Genomic DNA, 24361 nt, shown 5'->3' on the forward strand with positions numbered 1-24361 from the left:
CACCCCTACAACATTGTTGTCTGTTCGGGCCTCATCGCGGGCAAGCCACGCTCCCACAAGGATTGCATCGTACCTGTGGGAGCTGGCTTGCCTGCGATGGCCGCGACCCGGTTTTACAGCGGAGCCAACTCGGTTTCGATCGCAACAGCCTTCGCCACTTTCAACTGGCGCATCTGCTCACAGCCCCACAACACCCGCTCCGGGGTCGCCGGTGCGTCGATTTTCGGTTGATGCTGGTAGTCGCCCAAACTGGCCACGGCGTCCTTGATCGCGCACCACGCGGCGATACCGAGCATGAACGGCGGCTCACCCACGGCCTTGGAATGGAACACCGTGTCTTCCGGGTTCTTGCGGTTTTCCACCAGCTTCACCCGCAGGTCCAATGGCATGTCCGCCACCGCCGGGATCTTGTAGCTGGCCGGGCCGTTGGTCATCAGTTTGCCTTTGTCGTTCCACACCAGTTCTTCCATGGTCAGCCAACCCATGCCCTGGATGAAACCACCCTCGACCTGACCGATGTCGATCGCCGGGTTCAGCGAGTCGCCGACGTCGTGAAGGATGTCGGTGCGCAGCATCTTGTATTCGCCGGTCAGGGTATCGACGATCACCTCGGCGCAGGCCGCACCGAAGGCGTAGTAGTAGAACGGCCGACCACGGGCCTGGCTGCGGTCGTAGTAGATTTTCGGGGTCTTGTAGAAGCCGGTGCTCGACAGCGACACCTGGGCGAAATACGCCTGCTGGATCAGCGATTCAAAGGTCAGGATGTGATCGCGAACCCGCACGTGACCGTTGTGGAATTCCACGTCTTCTTCGCTGACTTTGTATTGCCGCGCGGCGAACTCCACCAGGCGTTTCTTGATGATTTCCGCTGCGTTTTGCGCGGCTTTACCATTGAGATCGGCGCCGCTCGAAGCCGCGGTTGGCGAAGTGTTCGGTACCTTGTCAGTGTTGGTCGCGGTGATCTGCACGCGGTCCATTTCCACCTGAAACACTTCAGCCACGACTTGCGCAACCTTGGTGTTCAGCCCCTGGCCCATTTCGGTGCCGCCGTGGTTCAGATGGATGCTGCCGTCGGTGTAAATGTGGATCAGTGCACCGGCTTGGTTAAGGAAACTGGCGGTGAAGGAAATGCCGAATTTCACCGGGGTCAGCGCCAGGCCTTTTTTCAGGATCGGGCTGTTGGCGTTGTAGCGACGAATCGCTTCGCGGCGTTCAGCGTACTGGCTGCTTTCTTCCAGTTCGGCGGTCATTTCCTCGAGCATGTTGTGCTCGACGGTCTGGTAGTAATGAGTGATGTTGCGCTCGGTCTTGCCATAGTAGTTGGCCTTGCGCACCGCCAGCGGATCGAGGCCCAGATGGCGGGCGATCGCGTCCATCACTTCTTCGATGGCGACCATGCCTTGTGGGCCGCCGAAACCACGGTAAGCGGTGTTCGACGCGGTATTGGTCTTGCAACGGTGACCGTTGATGGTTGCGTCGCCCAGGTAATACGAGTTGTCGGCATGGAACATCGCGCGGTCGACAATCGATGCCGACAAATCCGGTGAGCAACCGCAATTGCCGGCCAGTTCCAGCGCAATGCCGTGCAGGCGGCCGGTGCTGTCGAAGCCCACGTCGTACTCGACGTAGAAGGGGTGACGCTTGCCGGTCATCAGCATGTCTTCGACCCGCGGCAGGCGCATTTTGGTCGGCTGACCAGTCAGGTGCGCAATCACCGCGCACAGGCATGCCGGGCTTGCCGCTTGAGTTTCCTTGCCGCCGAAACCACCGCCCATGCGGCGCATGTCGACGACGATTTTGTTCATCGACACGTCCAGCACTTCCGCCACCAGTTTCTGTACTTCGGTAGGGTTCTGGGTCGAGCAGTAAACGATCATGCCGCCGTCTTCGGTCGGCATCACCGAAGAGATCTGGGTTTCCAGATAAAAGTGTTCCTGGCCGCCGATGTGCAGTGTGCCCTGGATGCGATGTTCAGCAGTGGCCAAAGCAGTGGCCGAATCGCCGCGCTGATGGGTATGACTGTCGAGCACAAAGTGACGTTTGCGCAGGGCTTCGACCACGTCCAATACAGGTTCGAGATCTTCGTATTCGATGATCGCGGCCATGGCCGCTTTGCGCGCGGTTTCCAGGTCTTTCGCCGCCACGGCCAGTACCGGTTGACCGACGAACTGCACGTCATCGATGGCCAGCAACGGGTCGCCCGGCAACAGTGGGCCGATGTCTTTCAGGCCTGGCACATCTTCGTGGGTAATGGCGATGCGCACGCCTTCGAAGGCGTAGCAGGGCTGGGTGTCGATGCTGATGATTTTCGCGTGGGCGCGGTCCGACAGCCGTGCGTAAACGTGCAGCTGATTGGGGAATTCCAGCCGATCGTCGATGTACTGCGCTTCACCGGACACATGCTTGTCGGCACTGTCGTGCTTGACGCTGCGGCCGACACCGGTGGTCAGGTCCTTGGCGAACAATTCAGCCAGTTCGGCTTGGGTCTTCTCTACAGCGTGATGATTAGACATAAGCGGTCACCCGAGTCTCGATGTGCGGTGTTTGCAGTTCGATGAAGTATTTACGCAGCAGGTTTTGCGCGCTGAGCAGGCGATATTCCTTGCTGGCGCGGAAGTCCGAGAGCGGTGTGAAATCTTCGGCCAGTGCGGCGCAGGCGCGTTCGAGGGTGGCGTTGTTGAACGGCGCGCCAACCAGTGCGGTTTCGCAGTTTTTCGCGCGTTTCGGGATAGCCGCCATGCCGCCGAAGGCGATCCGGGCGTCGGCGATCACGCCATTGTCTATACGCAGGTTGAAGGCGGCACAGACCGCGGAAATGTCATCGTCCAGACGCTTCGAAACCTTGTAGGCGCGGAACAGTTGTTCAACGCTGGCCCGCGGCACGATGATCTTTTCGATGAACTCGCTTTCCTGACGCGCGGTCACCCGGTAATCGATGAAGTAATCTTCCAGCAACAGGGTGCGGCGGGTTTCGCCTTTGCACAGGACAATCTGGGCGCCGAGGGCGATCAGCAGCGGTGGTGAGTCACCGATCGGCGAGGCGTTGCCGATGTTGCCGCCGAGGGTGCCCTGATTGCGGATCTGCAAGGAAGCGAAGCGTTGCAGCAATTCGCCGAAGTCCGGGTACTCGGCCTTCAAGGCGTCGTAGCAGTCGGAGAGGGCAGTGGCGGCGCCGATTTCCAGTCGATCGTCGAAACGTTCGATGCGTTTCATTTCGGCAACGTTGCCGACGTAGATCATCACCGGCAAGGTACGGTGGAATTGCGTGACTTCCAGCGCCAGGTCGGTGCCACCGGCCAGCAGGCGAGCCTGTGGATAAGCGTCGTAGAGGTCGGCCAGATCGGCCACGGTCAGCGGCACCAGGCAGCGTTTGTCGCCACTGTTGAGTTCGCCGATGTCGGTAGGGGCGATGGCTTTCAGGCGAGCGATGGTGTCCGCTTCTCGCGCATCGAACTGGTCCGGTTGTTTACCGCAGCAGGATTGTTCGGCGGCGGCCAGGATCGGCCGATAACCGGTGCAGCGGCAGAGGTTGCCGGCTAGTGCTTCGTGGGCTTTATGGGCGTCGGGCTCGTAGCTGTTCTTTTGCAGCGCGAACAGCGACATCACGAAACCCGGGGTGCAGAAGCCGCACTGCGAGCCGTGGCACTCGACCATGGCTTTTTGCACGCTGTGCAGCTCGCCTTGGTGCTTGAGGTCTTCGACGCTGATCAGTTGCTTGCCGTGCAAGGAGGAGACGAACGTCAGGCACGAGTTGAGGCTGCGATAGCGAATGTGTTCGCGGCCATCGTCGTCCGTCTGCAACTCGCCGACCACCACGGTGCAGGCGCCACAGTCGCCGCTGGCGCAGCCTTCTTTGGTGCCGGGTTTGCCGACATGTTCGCGCAGGTAATTGAGCACGGTCAGGTTCGGGTCCAGGGCGTGCTCGCTACGGAGTTCCTGGTTTAGTAAAAACTGGATCACGGAAGGCCTCGCAAACTCATTATTGTTGTTAACCGACATGAGCCGAATTTATCAGGTCTGACTTTTCGGTCAATGATTTTCTGACTTAAAGGTCAGGAAATAGCATTTTGTCGATCAACGACTCGTTCATTCATTATTGACCCTCGCGGGATAGCTTGCCTTTTGCGTGAATCGTGCCAAAAACCGCTGGGTGGGCACTCCGCCATGACCCATCAATTGCGCTACACTGCGCCGCTTGTGCAGATCGAAGAGTTTGAAGGACAACCATGACGTTCAAGGCGCCGGACAGCCTCGCCGAGCAAATCGCTCACCACCTCGCCGAACGTATCATTCGCGGCGAAATGAAGCCGGGGGAGCGCATCCAGGAACAGAAGGTCACGCTGGCCCTCAATGTCAGCCGCGGTTCGGTCCGTGAGGCCTTGCTGATTCTCGAGCGCCGCCACCTGATCGCGATTTTGCCGCGACGTGGCGCCCATGTGACCGAACTCACGGCGCACAAGGTGCAGAGCCTGTGCACGTTAATGAGCGAGTTGTACATTCTGCTCGGCAACGCCGTGGCCAGCGGCTGGCAAGTCCAGGCCGACATGGCGCCGTTCGTGCAGATCCAGCAGCGCCTGACCGACAGCTACGAACGCCAGGACATCCGCACGTTCGTCGACGACAGCTTCAGTGTGATGCGCGCCGCGTATCCGTTCGCCAACAACCCGTACTTGCAGGAAACCGTCGAGAATCTGCAGCCAGCCATGAGCCGTGCGTATTTCCTCGCGCTGGATCAGCGCAAGGCCTCGATGAGCGAGTTCCTCGAGCTGTTCGAACGCTTGCTCGCTGCCGTGCTGGCTCGTGATTTTCCTCAGATTCGCGTAGTGCTGACGGCGTATGCCCAGCGCAGTTGCGATCTGGTGATTTCTGCCCTGACGGTCGCTTAAGCGTGCGGCTCAAGTGCATCAAACTGGCGGGGTTCAAATCCTTCGTCGACCCGACCACGGTGAACTTCCCCAGTAACATGGCGGCCGTGGTCGGCCCCAATGGTTGCGGCAAGTCGAACATCATCGACGCCGTGCGTTGGGTGATGGGCGAGAGCTCGGCCAAGAACTTGCGCGGCGAGTCGATGACCGACGTCATCTTCAATGGTTCGACCAGCCGTAAACCGGTGAGTCAGGCCAGCATTGAGCTGGTGTTCGATAACACCGACGGTACCCTGCTCGGCGAATGGGCTGCCTATGCGGAAATTTCCATTCGCCGCAAAGTGACCCGCGACAGCCAGACCACCTACTACCTCAACGGCGCCAAATGCCGCCGTCGCGATATCACCGATATCTTTCTGGGTACCGGCCTTGGCCCGCGCAGCTATTCGATTATCGAGCAGGGGATGATCTCCAAGCTGATCGAATCCAAGCCCGAAGACCTGCGCAATTTCATCGAAGAAGCCGCCGGTATTTCCAAGTACAAGGAGCGTCGGCGCGAGACTGAAAACCGTATCCGCCGCACCCACGAAAACCTTGCCCGCCTGACCGACCTGCGCGAAGAACTCGAACGTCAGCTTGAACGCTTGCACCGCCAGGCCGAGGCCGCCAAGAAGTATCAGGAATACAAAGGCGAGGAGCGTCAGCTCAAGGCCCAGCTGTCGGCCCTGCGCTGGCAGGCGTTGAACGAACAGGTCGGCCAGCGCGAGTCGATCATCGGCACTCAGGAAGTCACCTTTGAAGCCCTGGTGGCCGAGCAACGCAATGCCGACGCCGCTATCGAACGCCTGCGTGACGGTCATCACGATCTGTCCGAACGTTTCAACCTGGTGCAGGGGCGTTTCTATTCGGTCGGCGGTGATATCGCCCGGGTCGAGCAGAGCATTCAGCACGGTCAGCAGCGCTTGCGTCAGTTGCAGGACGACCTGAAAGAAGCCGAGCGCGCGCGGCTGGAAACCGAGTCTCACCTGGGTCACGACCGCACCTTGCTGCTGACCTTGGGCGAAGAGCTGGACATGCTCACGCCGGAACAGGAAGTCACCAGCGCCGCCGCCGAAGAAGCCGCCGCGGCCCTCGAAGAATCCGAAACCACCATGCACGGTTGGCAGGAGCAGTGGGACACCTTCAACCTCACCGCCGCCGAGCCGCGCCGTCAGTCTGAAGTTCAGCAGTCGCGAATCCAGCAGCTGGAAACCAGCATGGAACGTTTGGCCGATCGCCAGAAGCGCCTTGGCGAAGAGCGTGCGTTGCTGTCGGCGGACCCGGAAGACGCGGCGATCATGGAGCTCAGCGAGCAGTTGGCCGCGAGTGAAGCGACGCTGGAAGATTTACAGGCCAGTGAAGAAGCGCAGGTCGAGCGCCTTGAGCAACTGCGTCAGGAACTGCAGCAAGCGCTGTCGGCGCAGCAGCAGGCCCAAGGTGATTTGCAGCGCCTCAACGGACGACTGGCGTCGTTGGAAGCCTTGCAGCAAGCCGCGCTCGATCCTGGCACCGGCACCGCCGAATGGCTTCGCGAGCAGCATCTGGCGGATCGTCCTCGTCTGGCCGAAGGCCTGAAGGTCGAGGCCGGTTGGGAACTGGCGGTGGAAACCGTGCTCGGCGCCGACCTGCAAGCGGTGCTGGTGGATGACTTCGGTGATTTCGATCTGGCCGGGTTTGCCCAAGGCGATTTGCGCCTGCTCAGCCCGGCCACCGATGGCGTGCGCATGCCCGGCAGTTTGCTCGACAAGGTCGAGGCGCAGATCGATTTGTCGCCATGGTTGGGGCAGGTCAAACCGGTCGACAGCCTTGAGCAGGCCTTGGCCTTGCGCGGGCAATTAGCCGCCGGCCAAAGCCTGATCAGCCGCGACGGTTACTGGGTCGGCCGACACTTTTTGCGTGTGCGCCGGGCCAGCGAAGCGGAAAGCGGCGTGCTCGCCCGTGGCCAGGAAATCCAGCGGTTGGGCCTTGAACGCGAAGAGCGCGAAGCCACGGTCGAAACCCTGGAAACCCAACTTCAGAATCTCAGGGCGCAACAGCGTCAGCAGGAAAACGGCCGCGAACATTTGCGCCGTCTGCTGCAAGACGAAGCCCGCCAGCAGGGCGAGTTAAAAGCCCAGTTATCCGCCGGCAAAGCCAAGGTCGAGCAGTTGACTCTGCGCCGCACCCGTCTTGACGAAGAACTTACCGAGCTGAGCGAACAGCGCGCCCTGGAACACGAAAACATCGGCGAAGCGCGCCTGCAATTGCAGGAAGCCCTCGACAGCATGGCGCTGGACACCGAGCAGCGTGAGTTGCTGCTGGCCCAGCGCGACAGCCTGCGCGAACGCCTCGACCGGGTGCGTCAAGAAGCCCGGCAGCACAAGGATCATGCGCATCAATTGGCGGTGCGCCTCGGTTCGCTGAAGGCGCAACACGATTCCACTCGCCAGGCCCTTGAACGGCTGGAAATGCAGTCCGAGCGCCTGACCGAGAAGCGCGAACAGCTCAGCCTCAATTTGGAGGAGGGCGAGGCGCCACTCGAAGAACTGCGCCTGAAACTCGAAGAGCTGCTCGACAAGCGCATGACCGTCGACGAAGAACTCAAGACCGCGCAAATGGCCATGGAAGATGCCGACCGCGAACTGCGTGACGCCGAAAAGCGCCGCAATCAGGCCGAGCAGCAATCGCAATTGATCCGTGGCCAACTCGAACACCAGCGCATGGAATGGCAAGCCCTGACCGTGCGTCGCAAGACCCTTGAAGATCAGTTGCTGGAAGACGGCTACGACCTCCACGGCGTGATAGCGACCCTCGTCGCGCAGACCAGCGAGAAAGATGCCGAAGAAGAACTCGAGCGCATTGCCGCGCGGATTCAGCGCCTCGGCGCGATCAACCTCGCGGCCATCGACGAGTACCAGCAACAATCCGAGCGTAAACGTTATCTGGATGCGCAGAACGACGATCTGGTGGAGGCGCTGGACACGCTCGAGAACGTGATTCGCAAGATCGACAAGGAAACCCGAAACCGCTTCAAAGATACCTTTGATCAGATCAATGGCGGTTTACAGGCCCTTTTCCCAAAAGTTTTCGGTGGAGGACGCGCGTATTTGGAACTGACGGGCGAAGATCTACTCGATACAGGGGTAACGATCATGGCGCAGCCGCCAGGAAAGAAGAACAGCACCATCCATTTGCTCTCCGGTGGCGAAAAAGCCCTGACTGCATTGGCCCTGGTATTTGCGATCTTCAAGTTGAATCCGGCGCCCTTCTGCATGCTCGATGAGGTTGACGCGCCATTGGATGACGCTAACGTTGGACGCTACGCACGGCTGGTCAAGGAGATGTCGCAGACGGTGCAGTTCATCTACATCACCCACAACAAGATCGCCATGGAAATGGCCGATCAATTGATGGGGGTGACGATGCACGAACCGGGTTGCTCGCGTCTGGTGGCAGTAGATGTGGAGGAGGCGATGGCCATGGTGGACGCCTGAGTCATTGCGTGTAGGGCAGGTATTTTTGAGCTGTAGGGCTTTTTACCTGCCTTGACTTGCTGGCCAATCGACATAATTCGCGCAAGCCACTGTGACAGACGGTGTAAAGTTGCCTTTGGTCGTGCTAGTTTAATGTCAATTTTTCGTATACGTGGGCAAAACGCCTGTCAGAACATAGAGTTGGCGCCACGTTTTAAAGCGGTTTGCACAATGTAAACCCCTTATTTTTCAGCATTTTTTATAGAGGCACGGGATTACATGGAAATCGGTCTGCGCGAGTGGCTGATCGTCATCGGCATTATTGTCATTGCCGGTATTCTTTTCGATGGCTGGCGTCGCATGCGCGGCGGCAAGGGAAAACTGAAATTTCGTCTTGACCGAAATTTGTCCAACCTGCCGGACGAGGACACCAGCGCCGAGCTGTTAGGCCCGCCCCGTGTGCTGGACACGCATAAGGAACCGCAACTGGACGAGCACGACCTGCCGTCGGTGAGCATGCCTGCGCGCGAACCCCGCGAGTCCCGCGAATCGGGCTCCAAGCGCGGCAAGCGTGGCCATGGCGAGCCATCGCAAGGCGACTTGAACCTCAACCTGGACCTGGACGGCGGCCCGAGCTTCAACAGCCGTGACGACGATTTCCCGGATGACACCAAGCCTGCCAGCCCGGCCGATAAAGATCAGCCGCAAGCCGAAGAAGTGCTGGTGATCAGTGTGATCTGCCGCGATCCGGCCGGCTTCAAGGGCCCAGCACTGTTGCAGAACATTCTGGAAAGCGGCCTGCGTTTCGGCGAGATGGATATTTTCCACCGTCACGAAAGCATGGCCGGTAACGGTGAAGTCCTGTTCTCCATGGCCAATGCGGTCAAGCCGGGCGTCTTCGATCTGGATGACATCGATCATTTCAGCACCCCGGCGGTGAGCTTCTTCCTCGGTCTGCCAGGTCCGCGTCATCCGAAGCAAGCCTTCGACGTGATGGTAGCTGCGGCACGCAAACTGTCCCAGGAGCTGAACGGCGAACTGAAAGACGACCAGCGCAGCGTGTTGACCGCCCAAACGATTGAGCACTACCGTCAGCGCATCGTCGAGTTTGAACGCCGCGCATTGACCCAGAAGCGTTGATCTGTAGGAGCCAGGTTTGCCGTACCGCTGGCTCCTACAATGATTTGTACAGCATCAACAGATTGAGCAGCCTCGGCTGCTCTTTTGCTTTATGAGAGAACACCCATGACTGCCGCCGAAACCCGCATTCTAGAGCTGCGCGCCGAGCTCGATCAGCACAACTATCGCTACCATGTTCTGGACGAGCCCAGCATTCCGGACGCCGAGTACGATCGCCTGTTCCACGAGCTCAAGGCCCTCGAAGCAGCGCATCCCGAATTGATCACCAGCGACTCGCCGACTCAGCGTGTCGGCAGCGCCGCATTGTCGGCGTTCACTCAGGTGCGTCATGAAGTGCCAATGCTCAGTCTGGGCAACGCCTTCGAAGAAACCGACATGCGCGAATTCGATCGCCGGGTGACGGAAGGGCTGGACCTGCCGGTCGGCGACTTGTTCGGCGGTGGCGCAGCGGTGGAATACAGCTGCGAACCCAAGCTCGATGGCCTGGCGGTCAGTCTGCTGTACCAGGACGGTGTGCTGGTGCGCGGCGCCACTCGCGGCGATGGCACCACCGGCGAAGACATCAGCGTCAACGTGCGCACCGTGCGCAATATTCCGCTCAAGCTGCACGGCACCGGCTGGCCGGCGACCCTCGAAGTGCGTGGCGAAGTGTTCATGTCCAAGGCCGGTTTCGAGCGGCTCAACGCCACGCAACTGGAAGTCGGCGGCAAGACCTTCGCCAACCCGCGTAACGCGGCGGCGGGCAGTTTGCGGCAGCTGGATTCGAAGATCACCGCCAACCGTCCGCTGGAATTCTGCTGCTACGGCATCGGCCAGATTTCGGCCGATATCGCCGACACGCACATTGGCAATCTGCAGCAACTCAAAGCCTGGGGGATGCCGATCAGCCATGAGCTGAAACTGGCGCACGGCATCGAAGAATGCCTGGATTACTATCGCGACATCGGCGAGCGTCGCAATGCGCTGCCCTATGAAATCGACGGCGTGGTGTTCAAGGTCAACAGCATTGCGTCCCAGCGTGAACTGGGCTTCCGCGCTCGCGAACCGCGCTGGGCGATTGCGCACAAATTCCCGGCCATGGAAGAGCTCACCGAACTGCTCGACGTGGAATTCCAGGTCGGTCGCACTGGTGCCGTGACGCACCCGGTGGCGCGTTTGAAACCGGTCAGGGTTGCGGGCGTCACCGTGGCCAATGCGACCTTGCACAACATGGATGAAGTGGCGCGGCTGGGCCTGATGATTGGCGACACCGTGATCATTCGTCGCGCCGGTGACGTGATCCCGCAAGTGGTGCAAGTGGTTGTCGAGCGTCGTCCGCAGGATGCCCGGCCGGTGCAGATTCCCGAGCAGTGCCCGGTCTGCGGTTCCCATGTCGAGCGCACGCAACTGGTCAAGCGCAGCAAGGGGCGCGAGACCATCAGCGAAGGCGCGGTATACCGCTGCGTCGGGCGTCTGGCCTGCGGTGCGCAACTCAAGCAAGCGATCATTCACTTTGTTTCGCGCCGTGCCATGGACATTGAAGGTCTGGGCGAGAAGAGCGTCGAGCAACTGGTAGACGAAGGCCTGGTGAGTTCGCCAGCCGATCTCTACGCCCTGACGTTCGAGCAGATCGTCGACCTGGAAGGCTTTGCCGAACTGTCGAGCAAGAACCTGCTCGCTGCTATCGAAGACAGCAAGCAGCCGAGTCTGGCACGCTTCATCTACGCCTTGGGCATTCCCGATGTCGGCGAAGAGACGGCCAAGGTCCTCGCGCGTTCTCTCGGCTCGCTGGAGCGGGTTCAGCAGGCGTTGCCGCACGTGCTCACGTACTTGCCGGATGTCGGCCTGGAAGTGGCTCACGAGATTCACAGCTTCTTTGAAGACGCGCATAACCAGCAGGTGATCAAGGATCTGCTCAGGCATGGCCTGCAGATTCAGGATCAGGGCGAGCTGGGTGCCGAGTTTTCCGCCAGCACCACGCTGGGCGGCTTCCTCGACAAATTACACATCCCTTCGGTCGGGCCGGGCGGGGCGCAGAAGCTTGCCGATAAGTTCGGCTCGCTCGAAGCGGTGATGAGCGCTGATTGGCTGGACATGCGTCAGGCACTGCCGGAGAAGCAGGCAACTTCGGTTCGCGAGTTCTTTGCGGGCACGGAAAATCGTCAGCTCGCCGAGGCCGCCGAAAAGCAGCTGCTTGATTTCGGCATGCATTGGCAGAGCGAGAAAAAAGTCGTCGAAGGGTTGCCGCTGGCCGGGCAGACCTGGGTGCTGACCGGTTCGCTGGAGCTGATGAGTCGCGATGTGGCCAAGGACAAGCTTGAAAGCCTTGGCGCCAAGGTGGCCGGTTCCGTGTCGGCCAAGACCCATTGCGTGGTCGCCGGCCCGGGCGCGGGATCGAAGTTGGCCAAGGCCAATGAGTTGGGGTTGAAGGTGCTGGATGAAGAGGCGTTTGTCGAGTTTCTGAAGAAGCACGGTATCGACGTTTAAAATCGCCAAGATCGCAGCCTTCGGCAGCGCCTACACCTGTTGATCGTTCCCACGCTCTGCGTGGTAACGCATCCCGTGACGCTCTGCGTCACAACGGACGCGTAGCGTCCGGGGCGGCATTCCCACGCAGAGCGTGGGAACGATCACGGTACAAGAATGATCTAGTCTTGGCAGGCCCCAGGGAGAGATCGCCATGTACCGCTTTTTCGAACAGCTCAGTTCACGCATCGCCGCGCCCTTCATGGGTGAGCGTTCGCGCAACAGCAAGGTCTGGCATTGCCGCTGCGGGCAATCGCTGTTCTTTCGCAACAGTCAGTGCCTGGCCTGCTCGGCGGCGCTGGGTTATCAGCCGCAGCAGAGTCGCTTGTCTTCGCTGCAGCCCGGCCCGCAAGCGGATACCTGGTTGCTCGACGCCGATCCCGACGCCGGTGTGTTCCGTCGCTGCGCCAATCTTGATTCCCCGGCCGCGTGCAACTGGTTGCTGCCGGCCAATGATCACGATGGGTTGTGCACCGCCTGTAGCCTGAATCGCACCATCCCCGACCTGTCGATCCCCGAGAATCACGAGCGCTGGCGCAAAGTGGAAATCGCCAAGCGTCGTCTGGTGGCACAGCTGTTCAGCCTGGGTTTGCAGGTCATTCCGAAAACCGTGGACGAAGAGGCCGGTCTGGCCTTCGACTTCATCGGTATCGACCTCGAAGGCAAACCGCCGACCACCGGGCATGCCAACGGTCTGATCACCCTCGATATCAAGGAAGCCGACGACGCCCACCGCGAACAGGTCCGCGTGCAGATGCACGAACCTTATCGCACGCTGCTCGGTCACTTTCGTCACGAGGTAGGGCATTACTACTGGGACCGTTTGGTCGCCAACAGTCATTGGCTGGAACCGTTCCGCGGCCTGTTCGGCGACGAGCGTGAAAGTTACGCCGAGGCGCTTGAGCGGCATTATCAGCAAGGCGCTCCGCTCGACTGGCAGCAATATTACGTCAGTGCCTACGCCACCATGCACCCTTGGGAAGACTGGGCGGAAACCTGGGCCCACTATCTGCACATGATGGATGCAGTGGACACTGCGCTGGGTTTTGGCATGAGTGCGCAGGAAATGGATTTTGATTATCAGCCGTTTCCGCCGAGCACGCTCTTCGACCCGCAGCACCCCGGCGGTCCGGCGTTCCTGTCGTTCGTCAATGCATGGATCGAACTGGCCGGCATGCTCAATGAACTGTCACGCAGCATGGGACAGCCGGATTTCTATCCGTTCGTCCTGCCGCCGGCGGTGATTGCCAAGCTGCACTTCATTCACCTGGTGATCCAGCAAGAGGGCGGCAGGGCGGATGAGGTGTTGGCGCAATAGGATCAAAAAGATCGCAGCCTTGTAGCAACTGGCGCAGCCGAACTCAGCCTTCAGCAGATCGCGGTGTTTCGGGGTCAGCGCATGTCCTTGAAGAGGCTCATATTTTTTAATCCGCCCGAATGGTTGTAACTTCGTCTCAGATAGGTACAATGGCGCGGCTCGCCGTCAGGTGAGCGTCGTTATGGTGACCCCATCGGTCCCCCCGCAACGATCAGCCGTGAACCCGGTCAGGCCTGGAAGGGAGCAGCCGCAGCGGTGACATTGTGTGCCGGGGTGTGGCTGGTGGGGTTGCCTCCATAACGCAGCACGAACCCTCTTTCGTGTTTTCTGTTTAAAATACTGTTTTGTTTTCCCTGCCATGGAGCTCATCCAGGGCGGTGTTTCGTCGTTTCCGAATTAAAGAACGGGATATAAAAAGGAGGCCGATCTGTCGCGTTCGACAGATCGGCCTCTTTTTTTCATTTACTGGCACTAGGCTTGGACAAGGCCTGGTCAACCGCTGCGATCAGCTTTCCCAGATCCTTCGGGGTGGCTTTGTGTATGACGCTGAACAGGTATGCCCGCTGTTCATCTTCGTCTTCCAGATCTGCGAAAAAGGCTTTCAGCTTCACGCCCAGCACGTCGGCAAGCAAAAACAATGCTTCCACGCTGGGGGTATAGGTGCCGGTTTCGAAGCGACTGATGGTTTTAGGGTCAAAACCGGTTTTTTCGCCGAGTTCAGCCTGAGTAAGCCCTGCGACCTTACGGTAGCGTCGGATGGCCGGACCCAAACTTGAAATTTGCATCGCTCAATTCCCATTTAGAATCAAGAACTTAACGATAGATTTTTGCATTAGGCAACCGCATGATCCATCACCTTGCTTTGCAAAATGTGATGCATTTCGTAGAATCGCCGCTTCGAAGGGTTTTGGGTGATCCGCTTTCTGAAGTTTAGGCGATATGAAACAGCCAGCATTGCGTTCCCTGCCGGGTATACGCAAAGGCCTCTGGCGGTCTGAAGCCTCGCGAAATATTAGCAGAGTCGGTGTTGTTACTTTGCTCTGGATCTTAGGCGTCCGGGGGGGCCATCAAATGCTGTTCATGGAGTGATAACGTGTCTCTGCGCTGTACGTCTCAAAACATCTCTTCCGGGCATCCTGCGCTGGTCGAGCGGTACCACCGCTAGCGACAGTGAGCCTGACTCATGGATGAGAAATACCGCAGGGCCGTGGATGCCGCCGCTATTTTTTCCGAGACCGATCTGAACGGCCGGATTACCTACGTCAACGATCAATTCTGCGCCGTGTCAGGCTACAGTCGCGAGGAACTGCTGGGGCAGAACCATCGTCTGCTGAACTCCGGCCTGCATCCCGCCGATTTCTTCGCCGCCATGTGGCGCACCATCGCCCTGGGCAATATCTGGAAGGGCGAAATCTGTAATCGCGCCAAGGATGGCAGCCTGTATTGGGTCGAGAGCACCATGGTGCCGGTGCTCGATGATGCCACTGGGCGCGTTCACCGATACCTGTCGATTCGTTTCGACATCAGCGAAAAACGCCAGCTCTTGCAATCCTTGCAATGGCGGGTCGGGCATGACGTGCTAACCGGGCTGCCTAATCGCGCGTTCCTGTCGGATTTGCTGGATCAGGCGCTGGAATTCTCCCGGCATGAGAACATTCCGTTGGCGGTGTGCATGCTTGACCTCGACGGGTTCAAGGCGGTCAACGACGGTTACGGTCACGCCAGTGGCGACAGGTTGCTGGTGGAAGTGGCCAAGCGTTTGCGCGACATTGTGCGCGGCGAAGACGTGGTGGCGCGACTGGCCGGTGACGAGTTCGTGCTGGTGCTGCGTTATGTGCGTGATCTGCCGGAATTGTGCGCAGCGCTGAATCGCGTGTTGGGGGCGATTTCGGCGCCTTACACGCTGCATGGCAAGGACATCAATGTGTTTGCCAGTATCGGCGTCACCCTGTTTCCCCATGACAACGAAGATGCCGAAACCCTGCTGCGTCATGCCGATCAGGCGATGTACGTGGCCAAGCAGAGCGGGCGAAACCGCTTTCATCTATTCGATGTCTCTCGGGATCAGGAGGTCAAGGCCACTCACCAGACCGTCGAACGGGTGCGTCAGGCGCTGGTCGCCGGTGAATTGCGCCTGCATTTTCAGCCCAAGGTGAACATGCGCCGTGGCGTGGTCGTCGGTTTCGAGGCGTTGTTGCGGTGGGAGCACCCGCAAAATGGCATGGTGCCACCCCGGGAGTTTTTGCCGCTGGTGGAGGATACCGACCTGATCATCGATATCGGTGAATGGGTGATGGACCAGGTTCTGTCGCAGTTGCACCGTTGGCAGCAAGCGGGGCAGGGCTGGCCGGTCAGTATCAACATCGCGGCGCGACATTTTCAGCGCGCTGATTTCGTCGACCGGCTCAGGCAGCTACTCGCTCGACATGCCCAGGTCGCCCCGCAGATGCTCGATCTGGAAATCGTCGAGTCGGTAGCGATCGAGAATATCCAGCATGTCAGTGCCTGTTTGCAGGCCTGTCAGGCGTTGGGAGTGCAGTTTTCGCTGGGTGACTTTGGCACCGGTTACTCGTCCCTGAGTTACCTCAAGCGTTTGCGAACCCAAACCATCAAGATCGATAAGTCGTTCGTGCGTGACATTCTGAATGATCGTGACGACCTGGCCCTGACCACGGCGGTGATTGGCCTGGCCCGGGCGTTCGGCCGGCAGGTGATTGCCGAGGGACTGGAAAGCCTTGAGCACGGCGAATTGCTGTTGAGGCTGGGATGCGAAGTCGCTCAAGGCTACTTCATCGCTCGCCCGATGCCGCCCGGAGAGGTGCCAGACTGGGTGGCGGGTTTTGTCGCCCCGTCGCAATGGCAGATGCTCGGCCAGACAGCCTGAGCCATCATGCAGCTGCTACTGGTTGGCAGCAGGGTTGCCGGTGTAGAGCCGGATAATGTCATCGATCTCCCCGGACATTTTCATTTGCAGCAATGTGTCCAGAATGCGTTGCACAGGCACCTTGGGGTCGTTGCGCATGTAGCAACCGACGGTTTGTTCGTGTACCAGCGCTACGCTTTGCAGTTGTCGGTCGGGCAGCAGGCGCTGGTTGAACCAGTCCAGGGTCCATTGGTTGCTCACGGCGTAGTGGTAGCGTCCAGCCAGGAGCTTATCCAGCACCTGTTCCTGATTGCGCGCGTCTTCGCGATGCTGCCGGTTGGCGTCGAACAGTGGTTGCAGGGTCGGGTAACTATAGCCGCGCACGGTGCCGATCGACTGTCGCGGCAGGTCCGCCAGGTTGACTGATGTGGGTGAATCGCGCCGGCCAATCAGCAAGTCGCGCTGGACCACCAGCGGTACGCTCCAGATATAGTCCCCGGGCAGGTTCGGTAGCCAGGACTGTGAGACATGGCAGCGGATATCGACTTCGCCGTGGTCCATGGCGTTTTGCACTCGCGCCCGAGGCAATACATGAAACTCCGCGGGCATGCCGACTTGTGTCGCCAGGCTGAGCATGATGTCGTGCAGAATGCCCTGGGTCGGTCGGCCGCGTTCCATTTGCACCATGGGCATGGCCCAGCTGTCGGACACGACAAAGCGCAACGGCACCTCGGCGGCCGCGACGCTCAGGCTGACCAACAGCAGTGCCCCCAAGGCAAAACGCATAAACGCTCCGGTACGGCTCAAACCTGAGCCAATAAAAGCCCCTTAAAGTGCAGCTTAGCCAGAATAGACGAGCGCGCCGGATGCAATTTTGGCCTTGCTCCGCTAGCATTAGCCGCTTCTGTTCCTTCGTTGCGACGGTTTTCGATGAGTTATCAGGTTCTTGCACGTAAATGGCGTCCGCGCTCGTTCGGCGAAATGGTCGGCCAGACCCATGTGCTCAAGGCTCTGATCAATGCCTTGGACAGCCAGCGGCTGCACCACGCGTACCTTTTTACCGGTACCCGCGGGGTCGGCAAGACCACCATCGCGCGGATCATCGCCAAATGCCTGAACTGTGAAACAGGTATCACTTCTACCCCCTGCGGCGAGTGTTCGGTGTGCCGCGAAATCGATGAGGGCCGCTTCGTCGACCTGATCGAGATCGACGCCGCGAGCCGGACCAAGGTCGAAGACACCCGCGAGCTGCTCGACAACGTGCAGTACGCACCGAGCCGCGGGCGCTTCAAGGTCTACCTGATCGACGAAGTGCACATGCTCTCCAGCCATTCCTTTAATGCGCTGTTGAAAACCCTTGAAGAGCCGCCGCCCTACGTCAAGTTCATCCTGGCGACCACCGATCCGCAGAAACTTCCTGCAACGATTCTTTCGCGCTGCCTGCAGTTCTCCCTGAAGAACATGACCCCGGAACGGGTGGTCGAGCATTTGACCCACGTGCTGAGCGTCGAGAACGTGCCGTTCGAAGACGACGCGCTGTGGCTGCTGGGTCGCGCCGCCGACGGTTCGATGCGTGATGCCATGAGCCTGACCGATCAGGCGATCGCTTTCGGTGAAGGCAAGGTATTGGCCGCCGACGTGCGGGCCATGCTGGGTACTCTCGATCATGGCCAGGTCTACGACGTTTTGCATGCGCTGATCGAAGGCGATGCCAAGGCGTTGCTTGAAGCCGTGCGTCACTTGGCCGAACAAGGCCCGGACTGGAACGGCGTGCTCTCGGAAATTCTCAATGTGCTGCACCGTGTGGCCATCGCTCAGGCCCTGCCCGAAGGTGTCGATAACGGCCATGGCGACCGTGATCGGGTGCTGGCATTGGCCCAGGCATTGCCGGCCGAAGACGTGCAGTTCTATTACCAGATGGGCCTGATCGGGCGCCGGGACTTGCCGCTGGCGCCGGACCCGCGCGGCGGTTTCGAAATGGTCCTGCTGCGAATGCTCGCGTTCCGGCCGGCAGACACCGAGGACGCGCCGAGGCAACCGCTAAAGACAGTGGGAATCAGCCAGGCCACAGTTGATTCCGCAAACTCAGTGGCTGCCGCGCGAGTGGTTGCGCCGGTAGTCGCTACGGCCGTTACACCGGCTCCGGTTGCGCCCGTGGTGGCGCCGGCCCCTGTCCCGGTAGCTGCGCCGGAACCGGTCGCGACCGTACCTGTGCCCGTGGTCGCGCCTGAGCCCGAGCCTGTTGTCGAACCCGTAGCGGTCGAAGAAGTCGTCGACCTGCCGTGGAACGACCCGATAGAACCCGAAGTTGTCCAGCAGCCCGCCATCGAGCCGGTCCTGGAAACAGCCGGCGAACAGCCCGAATTGCCACCGATGCCCATGCCGACGCCGGACAGCGTGGTGCCGAACGCGCCGGAATGGGCCGCTGCGCCGATCCCGGAACCGTCCGTGGCCCAAGTCGATGCCGCCACACCAGGCATGGATCAGGACGACGAGCCGCCGCTGGACGAGGACTACATCGAGCCGGACATGGATTCGGCCTATAGCTATCTCGACGAACTGGCCAGCGAGCACACCGCCGAACCTGCGCCGGAACCCGAACCTGAACCGGCCGCGATGCCGGCCACCGGTCTGGCCCTGCAATGGCTGGAGTTGTTTCCGAAGCTGCCGGTGTCCGGCATGACCGGTAGCATCGCCGCCAACTGCACGCTGATCGCCGTTGATGGCGACAACTGGCTGTTACACCTGGACCCGGCCCACAGCGCCTTGTTCAACGCGACGCAACAACGTCGCCTCAACGATGCGCTGAACCAGTTTCACGGGCGCACGCTGACCCTGAGCATGGAGCTGATCAAGCCAGAGCAGGAAACCCCGGCCCAGGCCGCATCCCGCCGTCGTGCCAACCGTCAGCGCGAGGCCGAGGAATCGATCCACGGCGATCCGTTCATCCAGCAAATGATGCAGCAGTTCGGGGCGGTGGTCCGTCACGATACTATTGAACCTGTCGAGGCCCTGGTCAGTCAGGACTAATAACTGAAGGCGCCTGGCTGCACTCGCCGGGCGCTGTTTTTATCCAAGTACTTTTGAGGTGATTCCCATGATGAAAGGTGGCATGGCCGGCCTGATGAAGCAGGCGCAGCAGATGCAGGAAAAAATGGCCAAGATGCAGGAAGAACTGGCCAACGCCGAAGTCACCGGTAAAGCCGGCGGCGATATGGTCACCGTGGTGATGACCGGTCGTCATGACGTCAAGCGCGTGACCATCGACCCAAGCCTGGTCGAAGGCCTGAGCGAAGATGACAAGGAAATGCTGGAGGCGGTATTCGCCGCAGCCGTTAACGACGCCGTGCGCAAGATCGAAGCCAACAGCCAGGACAAAATGTCCGGCGTGACCGCTGGCATGCAATTGCCACCGGGTATGAAACTGCCATTCTGATTCGCCAACGCGCGTCGGATGGGTCACAAAAAAATGCCAGGCATCGCGCCTGGCATTTTTGTTTCTGTCTGTTGGAAGTGTGATGCCTGTGAGGCAGCCTTCGCGGGCAAGCCCGCTCCCACAGGGATCACCTGAATCCTGTGGGAGCGTGGCTTGCCCGCGATGAAGTCACCTCGGTACAACTGACGAAACTTCGAACCCGGCAGCGCCACAAAGGTCTGCTCCCTATACCGCCGAAATTCATCGATCAAGGAGACGCTCACATGCCACAAGCATTGACCCTCAACCAGCGTATCGTCCTGGTGTCTCGCCCGGTGGGCGCGCCGACACCGGAGAATTTCCGCCTGGAGCGGGTAGCGCTGCCAGACCTGGCCGACGATCAGATACTGCTCAAGACGCTTTATCTGTCGCTGGATCCCTACATGCGCGGTCGTATGAGTGACGCGCCGTCCTACGCTGCACCGGTAGAAATCGACGAGGTGATGACCGGTGGGGCTGTCAGTCGTGTCGAACGTTCGCTGCATCCGAAATTCCATGAGGGTGATCTGGTGGTCGGCGTTACGGGATGGCAAAGCCACAGCATCAGTGACGGGCGCAACATCATTCCGATCCCGTCCGGGCTACAAAGTCCGTCGATGGCCCTGGGTGTACTGGGCATGCCCGGCATGACCGCCTACATGGGGTTGATGGACATCGGGCAGCCCAAGGAAGGCGAAACCCTGGTGGTAGCGGCTGCGTCCGGCGCGGTGGGTTCGGTGGTCGGCCAAGTGGCGAAGATCAAGGGCTTGCGAGTGGTCGGTGTGGCCGGTGGCGCGGAAAAATGCCGCTATGTGGTTGAGGAGCTGGGCTTCGATGCCTGCATCGACCACAAGCGCCCGGACTTCGCCGAGGAGTTGGCGTTGGCCTGCTTCAAAGGCGTCGATATCTACTTTGAAAACGTCGGTGGCAAGGTGTTCGATGCGGTGCTGCCGCTGCTCAACCCCAAGGCGCGGATTCCTCTTTGCGGTCTGATTGCGTCCTACAACGCCCATGAAGCGCCGAGCGGGCCAGATCGTTTGCCACAATTGCAGCGCACGCTGCTGACCAAGCGGGTGCGGATTCAGGGCTTCATTGTGTTCGACGACTACGGCGACCGTCAGCCAGAATTCATCAGTGCCATGGCGCCGTGGGTGCGTGACGGCAAGGTGAAATTCCGTGAGGACGTGGTCGACGGCCTGGAGAACGCGCCTCAGGCCTTCATCGGTCTGCTGGAGGGGCGCAACTTTGGCAAACTGGTAGTGCGGGTTGCGCGGACTGAATAATTGACGGTGCTATTTGACGCTAAACAGAGGCGCGGGTATAAACCGCGTCTCGTTGTTATGTCGGACTTTTCTCCATGAGCTTCAGCCCTTTGATTCGCCAACTGATCGATGCCCTGCGAATTTTACCGGGTGTGGGTCAGAAAACTGCCCAGCGCATGGCGTTGCAACTGCTTGAGCGTGATCGCAGCGGCGGTTCGCGATTGGCCCAGGCGCTGAGCCAGGCCATGGAAGGGGTGGGCCACTGCCGCTTGTGCCGCACGCTGACCGAAGACGATCTGTGCCCGCAATGCGCTGACCCGCGCCGAGACGACACTTTGCTGTGTGTGGTGGAAGGTCCGATGGATGTTTACGCGGTGGAGCAGACCGGTTTCCGCGGTCGCTACTTCGTGCTCAAAGGCCATCTGTCGCCCCTCGACGGGTTGGGGCCGGACGCCATCGGTATTCCCCAATTGATGGCGCGGATCGAAGAGGCGGGCACGTTCACCGAAGTCATCCTCGCCACTAACCCGACGGTGGAAGGCGAGGCCACGGCGCATTACATCGCCCAGTTGCTCAGCAACAAAGGCTTGATCGCATCACGCATCGCTCATGGCGTGCCGTTGGGCGGTGAGCTGGAACTGGTGGACGGCGGGACATTGGCGCATTCGTTTGCCGGGCGTAAGCCGATTGCCTTGTAGTGTCTGAACAGGCCTCTTCGCGGGCAAGCCTCGGTCAATCTGATTCACACAACTCTATTGAAAACCAAGCAAGCGCTCGGTTAACTTCACTGAACCTTCAGTGGAGCTCGCCGATGCCTGCCTTTCAGGAATACTTCGACCCCAGCCACCAATTGGTCCGCGATAGTGTCAGACGTTTCGTCGAGCGCGAGATTCTTCCGGGCATCGATCAGTGGGAAGAAGCCGAAAGCTTCCCCCGTGAGCTCTACCTCAAGGCCGGCGCGGCGGGGATTCTGGGCATTGGTTATCCCGAAGCCTTGGGCGGCAGTCACGAAGGCGATGTGTTCGCCAAGATCGCCGCCAGTGAAGAGCTGATGCGCTGTGGTTCCGGTGGTCTGGTCGCGGGGCTGGGCTCGCTGGACATTGGTTTGCCGCCGATCCTCAAATGGGCCAGGCCCGAAGTCCGCGATCGCGTTGTGCCTCAGGTGCTGGCAGGCGAGAAGATCAGTGCCCTGGCCGTCACCGAGCCCAGCGGCGGCTCCGACGTCGCCAACCTGCAAACCCGCGCCGTACGTGACGGCGACTCTTACCGGGTCAGCGGCAGCAAAACCTTCATCACCAGCGGCGTTCGTGCGGATTTCTACACCGTCGCGGTGCGCACCGGCGAGCCGGGTTTTGGCGGCATCAGTTTGTTGCTGATCGAGAAGGGCACGCCCGGGTTCACCGTCGGTCGTCAGTTGAAGAAAATGGGCTGGTGGGCGTCGGACACCGCCGAGCTGTTTTTCGATGATTGCCGGGTGCCGGTGAACCATTTGATCGGGGCCGAGAACATGGGCTTCGCCTGCATCATGGGCAACTTCCAGAGCGAGCGTCTGGCCTTGGCGCTGATGGCCAACATGACCGCGCAGTTGGCGCTGGAGGAGAGCCTGAATTGGGCTCGTCAGCGTGAAGCCTTTGGCAAACCCATCGGCAAATTCCAGGTGCTCAAGCACCGTCTCGCGGAAATGGCCACGGCGCTGGAGGTGTCACGGGAGTTCACCTACCGCCAGGCGGCGAAAATGGCCGCGGGGCAGAGTGTGATCAAGGAGATTTCCATGGCCAAGAATTTTGCTACCGACACGGCGGACCGCATTACCAGCGATGCGGTGCAGATTCTGGGTGGTTTGGGTTACATGCGCGAGAGTCTGGTGGAACGGCTGTATCGGGATAACCGGATTCTGTCGATCGGTGGGGGGACGCGGGAAGTGATGAACGAGATCATCAGTAAGCAAATGGGGCTTTGAGTTTTTGCGGTGTTGCGGCTGACGCCATCGCGGGCAAGCCCGCTCCCATGGGATTGTCGTTAAATGCAAATTTTGCATACGACAAAAATCACTGTGGGAGCGGGCTTGCCCGCGATGGCGTCAGTACAGACGCGGCTTATTTATCCGTAAGGGCAAACTGCGTCAGGCAGAAAGTAGGAATCCCCATATCCTCCAACCGCTGCGAACCACCCAGCTCCGGCAAATCAATAATCGCCGCCGCTTCATGCACCCGCGCGCCCATGCGCCGAATCAGGTTCCCCGCCGCGATCAGCGTGCCGCCAGTGGCGATCAGGTCATCGAACATCACCACCGCATCACCCTCACACAGGCTGTCGGCATGGACTTCGAGAAAGGCTTCGCCGTACTCGGTCTGATAACCCTCGGCCAGCACGTCGGCCGGTAATTTGCCCTGTTTGCGGAACAGCACCAGCGGTTTGTTCAACTGATAGGCCAGGATTGAACCGATCAGGAAGCCACGGGCATCCATGGCGCCGATGTGGGTGAAGTCGGCTTCGACGTAACGATGGGCAAAGCTGTCCATCACCAGGCGCAGGGCAGTAGGAGATTGGAACAACGGGGTGATATCGCGAAAGATCACGCCCGGCTTGGGGAAGTCGATCACGGGGCGGATCAAGGATTTGATGTCGAAGGAGTCGAAGACCATCGTCGAAGTGTCCTGGCGGGCTGCAAACGTCGCAGTATAACGGCGGCTGAACCGTTTCGCTCAGCCGCAATCGTTGCTATCAGCCTTCGAGCGAACCGCCGGCCAGGGCGCAGAGCTGGATCGGATCAAGGATGTGGATTTCCTTGCCCTCGGCGGCAATCAGTTCGTTTTGCTGGAAGCGGGTGAACACCCGGGACACGGTTTCCACTGCCAGGCCCAGGTAATTGCCGATTTCGTTGCGCGACATGCTCAACCGGAACTGGTTGGCCGAGAAGCCCCGGGCGCGGAAACGTGCCGACAGGTTGACCAGGAAAGTGGCGATGCGCTCGTCGGCGGTTTTCTTCGACAGCAGCAACATCATTTGCTGATCGTCGCGAATCTCGCGGCTCATCACCCGCATCAACTGACGACGCAGTTGTGGCAGTTGCAGGGCCAGTTCGTCGAGGCGATCGAAAGGAATTTCGCACACCGAGGTGGTTTCCAGGGCTTGCGCCGAGACCGGGTGCTTTTCAGTGTCCATGCCCGACAGGCCGACCAGTTCACTCGGCAAATGGAAGCCAGTGAGCTGCTCTTCACCAGCATCGCTCAGGCTGAAAGTCTTCAGGGCGCCGGAGCGTACTGCATAAACGGAATCGAACGTGTCGCCCTGGCGAAACAGGAACTCGCCTTTTTTCAGCGGGCGACCACGTTTGACGATATCGTCCAGCGCATCCATGTCTTCCAGATTCAGAGAAAGTGGCAGGCAGAGAGGGGCCAGGCTGCAATCCTTGCAATGGGCCTGGCTATGAGCGCGCAACTTTACTGGCTCGGACATTTCT

Annotated in this window: 17 protein-coding genes and 1 other RNA gene; 12 read left to right on the forward strand and 6 right to left on the reverse strand. The window is 59.9% G+C overall.

The annotated features are described in order from the left end of the window. Window positions 1-113 precede the first annotated feature (113 nt). Complete coding sequence (gene xdhB / locus PSH65_RS10365) at window positions 114-2513, reverse strand: xanthine dehydrogenase molybdopterin binding subunit (RefSeq protein ID WP_305426134.1); 2400 nt, start codon at window positions 2511-2513, stop codon at window positions 114-116. Then, a complete protein-coding gene (gene xdhA, locus PSH65_RS10370) occupies window positions 2506-3960 on the reverse strand; it encodes a xanthine dehydrogenase small subunit (RefSeq protein WP_305426135.1) in 1455 nt (484 codons plus the stop codon). The genes xdhB and xdhA overlap by 8 nt, the downstream gene beginning before the upstream one ends. 266 nt (window positions 3961-4226) lie before the next feature. On the opposite strand from xdhA, the gene PSH65_RS10375 reads away from it, so the two are divergent. From PSH65_RS10375 to ffs, 6 genes are all read left to right on the forward strand, one after another. Continuing rightward, on the forward strand, window positions 4227-4886 hold the full coding sequence (locus PSH65_RS10375) for a GntR family transcriptional regulator (protein ID WP_305426136.1): 660 nt from the start codon (window positions 4227-4229) through the stop codon (window positions 4884-4886). A 2-nt stretch (window positions 4887-4888) separates the two neighbouring features. Then, entirely contained in the window at window positions 4889-8377 is a 3489-nt protein-coding gene (smc, locus tag PSH65_RS10380; RefSeq protein WP_305426137.1) for a chromosome segregation protein SMC, read from the forward strand. Window positions 8378-8635: 258 nt separating this feature from the next. Beyond that, complete coding sequence (zipA, locus tag PSH65_RS10385) at window positions 8636-9496, forward strand: cell division protein ZipA (RefSeq protein ID WP_305426138.1); 861 nt, start codon at window positions 8636-8638, stop codon at window positions 9494-9496. A gap of 105 nt (window positions 9497-9601) precedes the next feature. Further along, window positions 9602-11962, forward strand: coding sequence for an NAD-dependent DNA ligase LigA (gene ligA, locus PSH65_RS10390; protein ID WP_305426139.1), 2361 nt, complete (start codon window positions 9602-9604; stop codon window positions 11960-11962). A gap of 193 nt (window positions 11963-12155) precedes the next feature. Then, window positions 12156-13319 (forward strand): putative zinc-binding metallopeptidase, encoded by a 1164-nt coding sequence (locus tag PSH65_RS10395; protein ID WP_305426140.1) that lies wholly within the window; start codon window positions 12156-12158, stop codon window positions 13317-13319. Window positions 13320-13510: 191 nt separating this feature from the next. Next, window positions 13511-13607, forward strand: an RNA gene (ffs, locus tag PSH65_RS10400) — signal recognition particle sRNA small type. Window positions 13608-13777: 170 nt separating this feature from the next. Here ffs and PSH65_RS10405 read toward each other — a convergent pair. Further along, the gene (locus tag PSH65_RS10405) at window positions 13778-14104 is read right to left on the reverse strand and encodes a helix-turn-helix domain-containing protein (protein WP_007905395.1); all 327 of its coding nucleotides are present in this window, start codon (window positions 14102-14104) and stop codon (window positions 13778-13780) included. 398 nt (window positions 14105-14502) lie between these two features. Between PSH65_RS10405 and PSH65_RS10410 the strand changes: the two genes are divergently transcribed. After that, on the forward strand, window positions 14503-16203 hold the full coding sequence (locus PSH65_RS10410) for a bifunctional diguanylate cyclase/phosphodiesterase (RefSeq protein ID WP_305426141.1): 1701 nt from the start codon (window positions 14503-14505) through the stop codon (window positions 16201-16203). A gap of 15 nt (window positions 16204-16218) precedes the next feature. On the opposite strand, the gene PSH65_RS10415 is transcribed toward PSH65_RS10410, so the two are convergent. Further along, complete coding sequence (locus PSH65_RS10415; RefSeq protein WP_305426142.1) at window positions 16219-16968, reverse strand: ABC transporter substrate-binding protein; 750 nt, start codon at window positions 16966-16968, stop codon at window positions 16219-16221. Between the two features lie 144 nt (window positions 16969-17112). Here PSH65_RS10415 and dnaX point away from each other — a divergent pair, with 144 nt between their 5' ends. The 5 genes from dnaX to PSH65_RS10440 all read left to right on the forward strand — a co-directional run bounded on the left by dnaX (window position 17113) and on the right by PSH65_RS10440 (window position 22858). Further along, window positions 17113-19212 (forward strand): DNA polymerase III subunit gamma/tau, encoded by a 2100-nt coding sequence (gene dnaX, locus PSH65_RS10420; RefSeq protein WP_305426143.1) that lies wholly within the window; start codon window positions 17113-17115, stop codon window positions 19210-19212. Between the two features lie 67 nt (window positions 19213-19279). Beyond that, complete coding sequence (locus PSH65_RS10425) at window positions 19280-19618, forward strand: YbaB/EbfC family nucleoid-associated protein (RefSeq protein ID WP_007905413.1); 339 nt, start codon at window positions 19280-19282, stop codon at window positions 19616-19618. A 263-nt stretch (window positions 19619-19881) separates the two neighbouring features. Continuing rightward, entirely contained in the window at window positions 19882-20919 is a 1038-nt protein-coding gene (locus PSH65_RS10430; RefSeq protein ID WP_305426144.1) for an NADP-dependent oxidoreductase, read from the forward strand. Between the two features lie 74 nt (window positions 20920-20993). Next, the gene (gene recR, locus PSH65_RS10435; protein ID WP_305426145.1) at window positions 20994-21596 is read left to right on the forward strand and encodes a recombination mediator RecR; all 603 of its coding nucleotides are present in this window, start codon (window positions 20994-20996) and stop codon (window positions 21594-21596) included. 113 nt (window positions 21597-21709) lie between these two features. Further along, the gene (locus PSH65_RS10440; RefSeq protein WP_305426146.1) at window positions 21710-22858 is read left to right on the forward strand and encodes an acyl-CoA dehydrogenase family protein; all 1149 of its coding nucleotides are present in this window, start codon (window positions 21710-21712) and stop codon (window positions 22856-22858) included. Between the two features lie 136 nt (window positions 22859-22994). On the opposite strand, the gene PSH65_RS10445 is transcribed toward PSH65_RS10440, so the two are convergent. Both PSH65_RS10445 and fnr read right to left on the reverse strand, forming a co-directional pair. Continuing rightward, window positions 22995-23543 carry an adenine phosphoribosyltransferase gene (locus tag PSH65_RS10445; protein WP_305426147.1) on the reverse strand — a complete coding sequence of 183 codons (549 nt, stop codon included), beginning with the start codon at window positions 23541-23543 and terminating at the stop codon, window positions 22995-22997. 79 nt (window positions 23544-23622) lie between these two features. Continuing rightward, entirely contained in the window at window positions 23623-24357 is a 735-nt protein-coding gene (gene fnr / locus PSH65_RS10450) for a fumarate/nitrate reduction transcriptional regulator Fnr (RefSeq protein WP_305426148.1), read from the reverse strand. Between the last annotated feature and the right edge of the window lie 4 nt (window positions 24358-24361).

It is taken from the genome of Pseudomonas sp. FP603 (genome assembly GCF_030687415.1).
Classification (GTDB): domain Bacteria; phylum Pseudomonadota; class Gammaproteobacteria; order Pseudomonadales; family Pseudomonadaceae; genus Aquipseudomonas; species Aquipseudomonas wuhanensis.

Excerpts from the sequence above, each read along its gene's own strand:
- xdhB (WP_305426134.1), bottom strand. The coding sequence starts at position 2,513 with ATGTCTAATCATCACGCTGTAGAGAAGACCCAAGCCGAACTGGCTGAA.
- PSH65_RS10375 (WP_305426136.1), top strand. The coding sequence starts at position 4,227 with ATGACGTTCAAGGCGCCGGACAGCCTCGCCGAGCAAATCGCTCACCAC.
- zipA (WP_305426138.1), top strand. The coding sequence starts at position 8,636 with ATGGAAATCGGTCTGCGCGAGTGGCTGATCGTCATCGGCATTATTGTC.
- ligA (WP_305426139.1), top strand. The coding sequence starts at position 9,602 with ATGACTGCCGCCGAAACCCGCATTCTAGAGCTGCGCGCCGAGCTCGAT.
- PSH65_RS10395 (WP_305426140.1), top strand. The coding sequence starts at position 12,156 with ATGTACCGCTTTTTCGAACAGCTCAGTTCACGCATCGCCGCGCCCTTC.
- PSH65_RS10405 (WP_007905395.1), bottom strand. The coding sequence starts at position 14,104 with ATGCAAATTTCAAGTTTGGGTCCGGCCATCCGACGCTACCGTAAGGTC.
- PSH65_RS10410 (WP_305426141.1), top strand. The coding sequence starts at position 14,503 with ATGGATGAGAAATACCGCAGGGCCGTGGATGCCGCCGCTATTTTTTCC.
- PSH65_RS10415 (WP_305426142.1), bottom strand. The coding sequence starts at position 16,968 with ATGCGTTTTGCCTTGGGGGCACTGCTGTTGGTCAGCCTGAGCGTCGCG.
- dnaX (WP_305426143.1), top strand. The coding sequence starts at position 17,113 with ATGAGTTATCAGGTTCTTGCACGTAAATGGCGTCCGCGCTCGTTCGGC.
- PSH65_RS10425 (WP_007905413.1), top strand. The coding sequence starts at position 19,280 with ATGATGAAAGGTGGCATGGCCGGCCTGATGAAGCAGGCGCAGCAGATG.
- PSH65_RS10430 (WP_305426144.1), top strand. The coding sequence starts at position 19,882 with ATGCCACAAGCATTGACCCTCAACCAGCGTATCGTCCTGGTGTCTCGC.
- recR (WP_305426145.1), top strand. The coding sequence starts at position 20,994 with ATGAGCTTCAGCCCTTTGATTCGCCAACTGATCGATGCCCTGCGAATT.
- PSH65_RS10440 (WP_305426146.1), top strand. The coding sequence starts at position 21,710 with ATGCCTGCCTTTCAGGAATACTTCGACCCCAGCCACCAATTGGTCCGC.
- PSH65_RS10445 (WP_305426147.1), bottom strand. The coding sequence starts at position 23,543 with ATGGTCTTCGACTCCTTCGACATCAAATCCTTGATCCGCCCCGTGATC.
- fnr (WP_305426148.1), bottom strand. The coding sequence starts at position 24,357 with ATGTCCGAGCCAGTAAAGTTGCGCGCTCATAGCCAGGCCCATTGCAAG.